Genomic DNA, 7,810 nt, shown 5'->3' with positions numbered 1-7,810 from the left:
GGCGACCGGCCTCCGGTTGACCGCCGAGGGCCTCCATGTGACAGTCGTCGCATGTCAGGCTCATCGGGGCACTACCCGACACAAGTCTCATGACTGGGTTCTCGCGTCGCCAGTTCCTCGCCGCGGGGGGCAGTGTGTCGCTCGCCGTCGCGATGTCGGGGTGCTCCACACCGATCGGGAGCAGTCTCTCCGGCGCGCAGCCGAGCACCGCCGATGTCATCTTCTGGCACCTGTTCGGCGGCGGCGACGGCGAAAACATGGCGACCATGGTCGACACCTATCGGGGGTCGTCCCGCTCGTCGGTCGAGTCCACGCTGCTCTCCTGGGGCAACCCCTTCTACACGAAGCTGGCGCTGTCGACGTCGAGCGGCCGCCCGCCCGACGTGACCGTCGCGCACCTGTCCCGGGTGCCCCTTCTGGCGGGGGCCGAACTGCTCCAGCCTGTCGCGGACCAGTTCGCCGACGCGGGGATCACCGAGGACAAGTTCACGCCGGCCGCCTGGGAGAAGGCCACGGTGGACGACACCACGTACGCGGTGCCGCTCGATACGCACCCGTTCGTGCTGTTCTACAACACCGAGCTGGCGCAGCAGGCCGGCCTGCTCGACGAGACCGGCGAGAACCTCAAGCCCATGAGGAACAGCGACGACTTCGTCGCCGCCCTCCAGGCGATGAAGGACTCCACCGGTAACGAGTACGCGGCGGTCGCATCGATCACGGTGGACCCCTCGACCTGCTGGCGCCTCTTCATGATGACCTACTCCGGTCTGGCCGGACCGATCGTCGAGGACCTCGGCACCCGGGTCACGATCGACCGCGCCGCGATGGAGGAGTCCTTCGCGTTCCTGCAGAGCCTCACCGGTGACCGGGGACTGATGCCACGCACCGCCACGGCGACCACGTCCTCGACCCTCTTCAGCCGGGGCGAGGTCGGCTTCCTCTTCGACGGTGTCTGGCAGATCCCGACGTACCGGGACGTCGAAGGCCTCGACTTCAACGTCGTGCCCTTCCCCGCACTCCTCGGCCCCGAGCCGGTCGCCTACGCCGACTCGCACGCACTGGTTCTCCCGAGGAGTACTGGACGCTCCGACGAGCGGACGGCGAACGCCGTGCGCTTCGTCGAGGGTCTCCTGGACCAGAGTTCGACCTGGGCGGACGGCGGGCACGTCCCCGCCTGGCTGCCGGCACAGGAGAGCAAGGAGTTCCTCGAGCTCCAGCCGCAGAGCAACTACACGGAGGCGGCCTTCAACGCGGTGTACGACCCGCCGGGTTGGTACACCGGAGCGGGCTCGGACTTCCAGACCGCCATGGGCTCCGTCGTCGCCAGCGTGCTCACCGGGGCCACCGACCCTGCGGGTGGCGTCGGCGCCCTGACCAGCAGGCTGCAAACGTTCGCCACCGCCCGGCCACCCGTGTAGGACGGAGACCGCGACATGACCGCCACTGCACTCCCCGCGCCCAGAACAGGGGTCGAGGTCGACGACCGCGCCGCGACCGCTGGGAAGCCTCCGCGCCCGGAGAACCGGGCGGGCTGGCTGTTCGCCGCCCCGTTCCTGGTTCTCTACGTCGCCTTCCTCATCGGCCCGGTCCTCGTGGGCCTGGTGATCAGCCTCTTCAACACCACGACGGTGAAATCCGGCATCGGCAGCTGGGTCGGCTTCTCGAACTACGCCGACGTCCTCACCAACGCCGACTTCTGGGCCTCGATGTGGCACTCGGCGCTGTTCACGCTGCTGACCACACCGATCCTGGTGCTGCTGCCGCTGCTGTTCGCCATCCTCGTCTCGCGCCTGGGCCGCGGCCAGTGGTTCTACCGGCTCGCCTTCTTCGCCCCGTACGTCGTGCCCTCGGCCGCGGTGGCCCTCATCTTCGCGTTCATGTACACCCCCCAGACCGGGCTCATCACCAACGCCTTCGGCTGGTTCGGGCTGACCGCTCCCGACTTCTTCGGCAGCACCTCGGGCGCCTGGTTCGCCGTCGTCCTGCTCACCGTGTGGTGGACGTTCGGCTTCAACTTCATCCTCTACACCGCGGCCATCCAGGAGATCTCGGAGGAGATCTACGAGGCGGCGACGCTCGACGGCGCCGGGCCGTGGCAGCAGATCCGGACGATCACCGCCCCCCTGTTGCGCCCGACGATCGGCCTCGTGCTGATCCTGCAGGTCCTGGCGTCCCTGAAGGTGTTCGACCAGATCTACATCCTGCTGGCCGGCGGCCCGAACTACACGACGCGCCCGGTCATCCAGTACATCTTCGACAGCGGGTTCTCGGCCTATCGGGGCGGCTATGCGGCCGCCGCGACGATGGTCTACTTCGCGGTCCTGGTCCTCGTCAGCGTCGCCTGGTTCCTGGTCCGGCGGCGCAACAACTCCGCGAACGCCTGAGGGGAGCTCGACAATGGCGACAGCCGTGGCCGCGCCAGTGGTCGAAACCGATCGCTCCGGCACCAAGCGTTCGAGCCGGGGCGGCGAGCAGGACCGGAGCGGGAAGCTCTTCAACCGGCTCGCCGCCACGTGCGTGACACTCTTCGCGCTCATCTGGCTGGTCCCGTTCCTGTGGGCGTTGATCACGTCACTGCGGCCCAACGAGGAGATCGCGGAGAACCCCACGACCCCGTGGTCGAACAACTGGAATCTGGACGCGTACAGCTACGCGTGGAACACGAGCCCGCTGGGCTGGTGGTACGTCAACAGCTTCATCATTTCCAGCCTCACGGTCGTCTTCACCGTGGTGGTCTGCTCGATGGCCGCGTTCGCCCTGGTGAACCTCAACTTCCGCGGGAAGTACTTCGTCTTCGGGCTGATCCTGGCCGGCCTGATGGTGCCCGTCGAGGCGCTCGTCCTGCCGCAGTTCCTGGAGTTCCGCGCCATCGGCCTGCTGGGGACCTACTGGGCGGTCATCCTGCCCTCGGTCGCCCTCCCCGTGGCCCTGTTCGTCTTCCACTCCTTCATCAAGGCCATCCCGGTGGCCCTCATCGAGGCCGCCCGGCTCGACGGTGCCAGCTGGTGGCGGATCTACTCCCAGATCGCCATGCCGCTGTCCCGGCCGGCGATCTCCGCGGTGGCGATCCTGACGTTCATCACGTCCTGGAACGCCTTCCTCTGGCCGCTGCTGGTGCTCACGCAGACCAAGTCCCAGACCATCCCGGTCGGGCTCAGCAGCCTGGTCGGGGGTTCAGCGATCCAGTACTCCGAGACGATGGCCTCCGCCGTCCTCGGCATCCTGCCGCTGCTCGCCGTCTTCCTGGTCCTCCAGCGCCAGATCGCCCAAGGGGTTGCCAACACCGGCATCAAGTAGCAACAAGGACGTCCTTCGTGGGAAGGCCCCGCGGAACGACATCGCGGAGTTGGCGGCCTCGCACGTACGGTGTTGTGCTGCGCCGCCGGGTCTTCGTGGCGGAGGCCGTCAGAGGTCGACGACGCCCGCCGCGCCGCTCCTGCTCCGCGATGCCGACCGGGCCCGACCAGAAGTCATCGTCGTGGAGCTACGGTCACCTCGTAGCCAGCTAGGGCGCGTCTCCCATGTGCGTGTCCAAGCGAAAACGGTGGCCCGGACGACGGCGCCGCGGCCGCTAGTGTCGGAATGTGGTTCCGCAGCGAGCGCCCAGAGCCCTCCGTCCAGCGGCGGCGCCCCCTCCTCGATGGGCTCGTCTGGCGGCGCACGCCGCGGCGCTCACACCGCTGCCCTCCGCTCCGTGGAGGCTTGCTCTCGTTCTCGGCTTCTCCGGCGGGTTCACCGAGCAAGGGCTCACCGACCTCGACCCCACCGGATCCGGCCTGATCTAGCTGGTGGTCCTCAGCGTGGTCAGCGAAGCGGCTGCCCTGCTCACCCTCGGCCTCGTACAGCCATGGGGCGACGTCGTGCCGCGCTGGGTGCCCCGCTTCGGTGGGCGCCCCATTCGCACGCGACCGGTCGTCATAGCGGCATCGGCCGGCGCGGTCGCCCTCATCCTCCTGTGGAACCCAGCTGCTCTTCTGGTGGAACACCCCACACCCCGACATGACGCCGACAGGAGCCGACGTGGTCGGCCTGCTGTACCTGCCGCTGGTCGCATGGGGACCACTGCTCGCCGCAGTCACCGTCTCCTACGCCCGACGACACCGTCGGACCTCAGCAGTGGAGGCTCCTGTCCCAGTACTCACGAACGACGCCTGAGCATCGAGCCGCCCCGACCCCGGCGCACGCCCCTAGGCATGTCTTTCACGTGCGGTGCCAGGCCAGAACGGCGGCCAGGACGACGGCTCCGCGGTGGACAAGTGTGTGCTTGTCGTAGCGGGTGGCCAGGCCGCGCCACTGTTTGAGCAGGGCGAATGAGCTTTCGACGACGTTGCGCTCCGTGCAGAGCTCTCGGACGTAGCTGACCGGCCGACCGCCTGCGCTGCCCCGGCGAGTGCGGTGGCCCTGTTGGTCGCGGGGTTCGGGTATGACCGCGGTGATCCCGCGGGGAGCGCAGGTGGGCCCGGATGCCCTTGAAGGAGTGGGCGCGGTCGGCCAACAGTGCAGTCGGTCGGTGCGGGGCCGACCCGGTCCAGGGCGGGTCACGCGGATGCCGGCCAGCAGGGCAAGCGGGCTGACGCGTCACCGGCCTGACCGGCTCCGATGAGGATCGACAGCGGGCGCCCGCGGCCGTCGACGGCATGGTGGACCTTGGTCGGCAGGCCGCCGCAGGGGCGGCCGATGCCGTGGTCAGGCGGCTCGACCAACGCCTTGGTGCGAGGACCGAGGCACTGATTCACGTAGTTCGCCGATGCCCCCCGTGGGGACCTCGGCTCGCGGCAGGTTGGTGGCGTGCGGGTGCGCGCGGTTGACCGCGGAGTCCACCGACACCGCCCAGATCCCGCACCGAAAGCGGTGCACGATGCCCTCGACGACCTGCCGGTGATGTCGGTGGGGCCTCGACCGGCCGGTCACCTGCGGCATCAACGGCTCGATCACCGCCCCTCGCTCAGCTCTACGCGAGTCCCCACCGGTTCAAGATCCCGCATCAAGTGCCATCTACTGAGGAGACAAGGTCTAGGTCCTGCCCCCGTCATTCCCTCCGAGTCTGGAATGCACGATTGCCGCACGGCGTGATGCCTCGAGGCAGGCGGTTCTTGATTCAGCCGGCAGCATTGGGGGCACGCCGCGCCGGCGGGTGTCCGAGGATCGCGCCGAACCCGTACGGGCATCACAGGAGCCCGCGCTGCGAGACTGAACAGGTGCGGCGTCAGGCTCGGGCGACGCTGGCGACGTCGCCGGAGACCCGGCGACCGGACTTGGACGAGAAGACGTAGACCTCGTCCGGATGGATCGCGACGTGGACGGTCTCGCCCTTCATGGGCGGTCGGCGCGCGTCGACCCGCAGCGTCAGGAGCTTGTCGTTCTCGTTGGAGCGGGAGGTGTGCATCGTCCCGTAGGCGTAGGCGTCCGAGCCGAGCTCCTCCACGACGACGACCTCGAACGGAAAGCCCTCACCCTCGCCGACCAGCCGCACCGACTCCGGCCGGAAGCCCAGCGTCGCGGTCGTGGAGTTGTCCGCCGCCAGGGCGGCCATGGTCTGCCGTGGCAGCGGGACGGAGTGGTTTCCCAGCACCGCGCCGTCCTGGTCGAGGTCGATCTCCACCATGTTCATCGCCGGTGAGCCGATGAAACCCGCGACGAAGACGTTGTCCGGCTTGTCGTAGAGGTTGCGGGGCGTGTCCACCTGCTGCAGGTAGCCGTCCTTGAGCACGCACACCCGGTCACCCATGGTCATGGCCTCGACCTGGTCGTGCGTGACGTAGACCGTCGTCGTCCCCAGGCGGCGCTGCAGGGCGGCGATCTCGGTGCGGGTCTGCACCCGGAGCTTCGCGTCGAGGTTGGACAGCGGCTCGTCCATCAGGAACGCCTGCGGATTGCGCACGATCGCCCGGCCCATCGCCACCCGCTGCCGCTGGCCGCCCGACAGCGCCTTGGGCTTGCGGTCGAGGTACGGCTCCAGGTCGAGAATCTTCGCGGCGTCCTCGACCTGCCTGCGGATCTCGTCCCGATTCATTCCGGCGATCTTCAGGGCATAGCCCATGTTGTCCGCGACGGTCATGTGCGGGTAGAGCGCGTAGTTCTGGAACACCATCGCGATGTCCCGGTCCTTGGGCGCGACGTGCGTGACGTCGCGCTCCCCGATGCGGATGGTGCCCCCGCTGACGCTCTCGAGGCCCGCCAGGGCCCGCAGCGCCGTGGACTTCCCGCTGCCGGACGGACCGACCAGGACGAGGAACTCGCCGTCGGCGATGTCGAGGTCCAGCGCGTTCACCGAGGGCCGTTCGGCCCCGGCGTACTGCACGGTCGCGTGGTCGTAGGTGATGCCGGCCATGACGTGTCCTCTCTCAGCGGCGGAACGAGGCTGGGTTGGTCCTGGCTGGTGTGGCCGCGGTGTCCCAGGTGGAACGCAGATCGTCTCGGAGCGAGGCGGAGTGCTCAAGTTGGAGCGCTGTCGAGAACGACCCGACCTGCGGGAAATCCTCCGCCTGGCGCGCTGCCTGGCCCAGGGTCGAGAGCACAGCCCGGTCGGCGCAGTCCATTGGGTGCAGCGCCTCCAGGGGAGCCGGAAATCTTGATCAGCAGCGTACGGGGCGAGCTCGCCGAGCGCATCCCGGACCCGATCCCCCACTCGGCGCAGGCAGCGGGAATCCGCCGGCAGATCGCCACCTCGGGCGGCTGCTGCCGTGTGCGTCTTCTCGACTGCGTCAGCGGGGGCGACGGCGGTGCGAGGAGGCGCTGAGGCAGCAATAGCGCTAGTGCAGGGGCCCGGCGAGGGGGCATATGCGTGTCGTCGGCCGACCATTGCGCGAATACGATGACGACCTACTGGCGAAGCAGCGGAGTGATCAACTGATGAGCTGTCATCTGCTAGGGTCGGTGCCCATGCGGGCAGGCGAAAATCACGACTTCGCGGGTCTCCGGATCGACGACTTCTATAAGCCGATTATTCCTCATCCCGCGCCCGACGTCGCAGATCAGGGGGACCCGTATCTGCTGACCACCCCTCGGTCATCTGCGAGCAGTTACCCCTACTACCTTTACCATACGGACGTTTCCCGCAAGGGTGACCGGATCGCCGTCTATGGCAGCCACGACCTGCGGCAATTCGAATACCTTGGAAAGGCACTGCAAGCGGATGCGCCGATGAGCGAGCATTGGGCTCCTTGCGTGGTGTACGACGCATCGGCCGGGCGATACAACATGTTCTACTCACGGAGCACACCCCACCAGTCGAATGCAGACATCGGGCAGCGGCTGCGCCGGGCGGTGGCCGACAGGCCGGAAGGGCCGTTCATCGACCAGGGCGAGATGCCCCTGGAGTTGGAGACGGACTTCGCCATCGATGCGGACGTCTACCGACGACATGATCAGCAATCGGGTGGACCAGCGGACTTCCTCGCATACGTCGTGGAATTCTGGAACGAAACACGCGTCGGCGTGGGGATCGTCGAGGTAAAACTGACCCCTGACCTCACTCGGCCCTTGTCGGCTCCGCGCGTCCTCGTCAAGCCGAGCCTGGACGTCCAGATGTATGAACGCGAGCGCTCGATGCCCTGGCAGATCGGCAAGCGGGATTGGGCCGGGGGCGAAACGGTCGACTGGCACTGCATCGAGGCGCCCATCGGGGGCCTGGTATCTCCGGCCGGCAGCCGCTACTACCTGAATAGTTACGGCAGCTACAAAGATGAATCATATTCTGTTGGTGCGATACGCGAAGAGGCGGATGGCAGTTTGACAGATCTTGCAGCGCAAGGTCATGCTGTGCTGAGCAGTGGCATGCTGCCGGGCATCTCGAGTGCCGGGCATCTTA

6 protein-coding genes and 1 pseudogene are annotated in these 7,810 nt (G+C 67.8%); 5 read left to right on the top strand and 2 right to left on the bottom strand.

Annotated elements, in window-relative coordinates:
• Nucleotides 1-89: 89 nt before the first annotated feature.
• From QZX79_RS09665 to QZX79_RS09650, 4 genes are all read left to right on the top strand, one after another.
• Nucleotides 90-1,418: an extracellular solute-binding protein gene (locus QZX79_RS09665; protein WP_294567969.1), complete on the top strand. Its 1,329-nt coding sequence runs from the start codon at nucleotides 90-92 to the stop codon at nucleotides 1,416-1,418.
• A gap of 15 nt (nucleotides 1,419-1,433) precedes the next feature.
• A complete protein-coding gene (locus tag QZX79_RS09660) occupies nucleotides 1,434-2,384 on the top strand; it encodes a carbohydrate ABC transporter permease (RefSeq protein WP_294567967.1) in 951 nt (316 codons plus the stop codon).
• Nucleotides 2,385-2,421: 37 nt separating this feature from the next.
• Entirely contained in the window at nucleotides 2,422-3,297 is an 876-nt protein-coding gene (locus QZX79_RS09655) for a carbohydrate ABC transporter permease (RefSeq protein ID WP_294567964.1), read from the top strand.
• Nucleotides 3,298-3,999: 702 nt separating this feature from the next.
• Nucleotides 4,000-4,155 carry a hypothetical protein gene (locus QZX79_RS09650; protein ID WP_294567962.1) on the top strand — a complete coding sequence of 52 codons (156 nt, stop codon included), beginning with the start codon at nucleotides 4,000-4,002 and terminating at the stop codon, nucleotides 4,153-4,155.
• Between the two features lie 45 nt (nucleotides 4,156-4,200).
• Here QZX79_RS09650 and QZX79_RS09645 read toward each other — a convergent pair.
• Both QZX79_RS09645 and ugpC read right to left on the bottom strand, forming a co-directional pair.
• Nucleotides 4,201-4,920, bottom strand: a pseudogene (locus QZX79_RS09645) (IS5 family transposase).
• A 286-nt stretch (nucleotides 4,921-5,206) separates the two neighbouring features.
• On the bottom strand, nucleotides 5,207-6,331 hold the full coding sequence (gene ugpC / locus QZX79_RS09640; protein ID WP_294567960.1) for an ABC transporter ATP-binding protein: 1,125 nt from the start codon (nucleotides 6,329-6,331) through the stop codon (nucleotides 5,207-5,209).
• A 449-nt stretch (nucleotides 6,332-6,780) separates the two neighbouring features.
• Here ugpC and QZX79_RS09635 point away from each other — a divergent pair.
• Nucleotides 6,781-7,810, top strand: a 1,030-nt coding sequence (locus QZX79_RS09635; RefSeq protein ID WP_294567957.1) for a family 43 glycosylhydrolase, incomplete at its 3' end; no start/stop codon positions are given.

It is taken from the genome of uncultured Arthrobacter sp. (genome assembly GCF_902805515.1).
Classification (GTDB): domain Bacteria; phylum Actinomycetota; class Actinomycetes; order Actinomycetales; family Micrococcaceae; genus Arthrobacter_D.
This window is presented reverse-complemented; position numbering and strand designations above follow the sequence as displayed.

What these genes read in the sequence shown, in the direction of transcription:
- QZX79_RS09650 (WP_294567962.1), top strand. Translation starts at nt 4,000, where the DNA reads ATGACGCCGACAGGAGCCGACGTGGTCGGCCTGCTGTACCTGCCGCTG.
- QZX79_RS09660 (WP_294567967.1), top strand. Translation starts at nt 1,434, where the DNA reads ATGACCGCCACTGCACTCCCCGCGCCCAGAACAGGGGTCGAGGTCGAC.
- QZX79_RS09665 (WP_294567969.1), top strand. Translation starts at nt 90, where the DNA reads ATGACTGGGTTCTCGCGTCGCCAGTTCCTCGCCGCGGGGGGCAGTGTG.
- ugpC (WP_294567960.1), bottom strand. Translation starts at nt 6,331, where the DNA reads ATGGCCGGCATCACCTACGACCACGCGACCGTGCAGTACGCCGGGGCC.